Genomic DNA, 1,794 nt, shown 5'->3' with positions numbered 1-1,794 from the left:
TGGAGGTCGAGCTTCTCCGCGAGCGTACCCAGGCCGGTCTTCGCGCAGCCCGTGCGCGCGGAAGAGTCGGCGGTCGCCCACGGGCGTTGGACACGGTGAAGCTGACCGTGGTGAAGACGCTGATCGCCGAGGGCACGCTGACCATGGCCGAGATCGCCGAGCATGTGCAGGTTGCGCCCTCGACGATCTATCGAGCCGTGAAGGGCGGACGGAGCGCGCTGGCCTGACGGTCAGGGAGATCGTTGGCGCTGCGGCTTTGCGTACAAGAGTCAGTCAAAATCGACCCCTCGACGGGTGACCAGGACGGGCCACTGATGCGGCTCTGCCCTGGCTTGTTCACCCGGTCGCGCGGCTCTCCATCCCGGAGGCAGGGCCGACGTAGTGGGGTTTAGTGTTCGTATCGAGCGAAGCGAGGACGAACCGCTTTATATCGAGCAGCCCATCCGGGAGGCTCTAGTGTTAGTATAATGCTATTGATACTGATTGTGTTGGTGCTTGTGTTTTTGCTCATGCGAGATGAGATCACACAGACATCAACCCAACCTGCGCTCATCCTCTTCGACGATCTTCATCAGAGCATCCCGATTAGGTGGCCAGGACGTTCCCAGGCCACGGCGCTCAACGATCTGTTCCAGATCGTCGTAACGCTGCTGGAGCGAGGAGACGTACTTGCAAAACTCCTCCATCAACTCCATCAGCGCCTGCGGCGTGTCCTCGGTCAGAGCAAAGCGCTCCTGGCCTTCGAGAGCGACAATCCGTTGCTCCAGCGCCTGGGTGATGAGGCGCTGTTCGTTGAGCGCTGCGACCAGCGCCTGCTCGATCTCCGTCATCACTTGGCCTTCCGACCCTTACGGCTCAGCCAAAGCCGATGCGGATCATAGGTCGCCCGCATAACGGGGTGCATCGGGATTTTGGGCAGGATCGTGAAGTTCTGGAATGTGATGGTCCCGCCCGGCATGACCAGATCGAGCAGGAACCCACTATGTGCGGTCTCCTGGGCGAGGGCGATCGAGCCGAACTCGTAGTAGGTGCCCGACCCGTCCATCTGCACCTGTCCCAGGCGGGGCCACTCGCCGAGAACCGGCATCGTCACGGTCTGGCGCAGGATCGGCATGTAGGCGGCGTTCCAGAGGTCCGAAGGCAGCATCGTCGGGTTCTTGTAGGCGTACTCCTCCATCACCGAGGAGAACACATCGGGGTGCCGCAGGACGGCGCTGCCTTCCCAGGCTGCCTTGTTGGAATGAGGTGAGAAGGGCGCGGTCTCGGTGAAGACCTGGAACGTCGCCCGCCACTTCATCCACTCGAAGTTTTTGCCCCGGTCGGAGTTGTCGAAGATGTAGGCGTTGACCAGCGTGATCTCGTCGAAAGTAGGCAACTGCGACAGAGGCCGTCCGGTCGGGGCCGCCTGTGCCGGAGCCGACATCGTCGCAGGAATGGAAGTGGTGTTGGCGAGCTTGTTGAGCGCGTCGAGCGCTGAGAATGGGGTCATGGCAATGGTCCAAATATCGATCTGAAATGAGGTCTACGCGCGCCGCCTCGCTCTTCGAGCCAGCGCGACCGGCTAATGCTCCGGCCTCATCAGAAGGACACAGCAGCCCTCGGAATGTCGAAATTAAAATGCGAGGGCAGCACGCGCGTCGAGATTACGGACGCCATCGGCACCGGCTTCCAACTCGCCCCTGCCACGGGTTGACCAGATCGGCATTGCGCCAAGCTTCGTCACTCGACATAACTCACTGATATCGCTCGCCAGCGAACTCAGGACCTCGCCAAGGGCACCCCTAGGGAGCGCCA

General features: G+C 61.4%; 4 protein-coding genes. 1 reads left to right on the top strand and 3 read right to left on the bottom strand.

Features of this window, described 5'->3' with window-relative positions:
• The coding region (locus ACODTJ_RS29130) for a helix-turn-helix domain-containing protein (protein WP_488851710.1) at positions 1-227 on the top strand (227 nt) is incomplete at its 5' end.
• Positions 228-533: 306 nt separating this feature from the next.
• Here ACODTJ_RS29130 and ACODTJ_RS29125 read toward each other — a convergent pair.
• The 3 genes from ACODTJ_RS29125 to ACODTJ_RS29115 form a co-directional block, all read right to left on the bottom strand.
• The gene (locus ACODTJ_RS29125; RefSeq protein WP_488851708.1) at positions 534-830 is read right to left on the bottom strand and encodes a hypothetical protein; all 297 of its coding nucleotides are present in this window, start codon (positions 828-830) and stop codon (positions 534-536) included.
• A complete protein-coding gene (locus tag ACODTJ_RS29120) occupies positions 830-1,489 on the bottom strand; it encodes a hypothetical protein (protein WP_488851706.1) in 660 nt (219 codons plus the stop codon). The genes ACODTJ_RS29125 and ACODTJ_RS29120 overlap by 1 nt, the downstream gene beginning before the upstream one ends.
• Positions 1,490-1,612: 123 nt before the next feature.
• Positions 1,613-1,794: hypothetical protein (locus ACODTJ_RS29115; protein ID WP_488851704.1), on the bottom strand; the 182-nt coding region annotated here is incomplete at its 5' end.

The organism is Allobosea sp. FG18 (genome assembly GCF_057809495.1).
The sequence above is the reverse complement of the archived record's forward strand: the minus strand, read 5'-3'. Positions and strand labels throughout refer to the sequence as shown.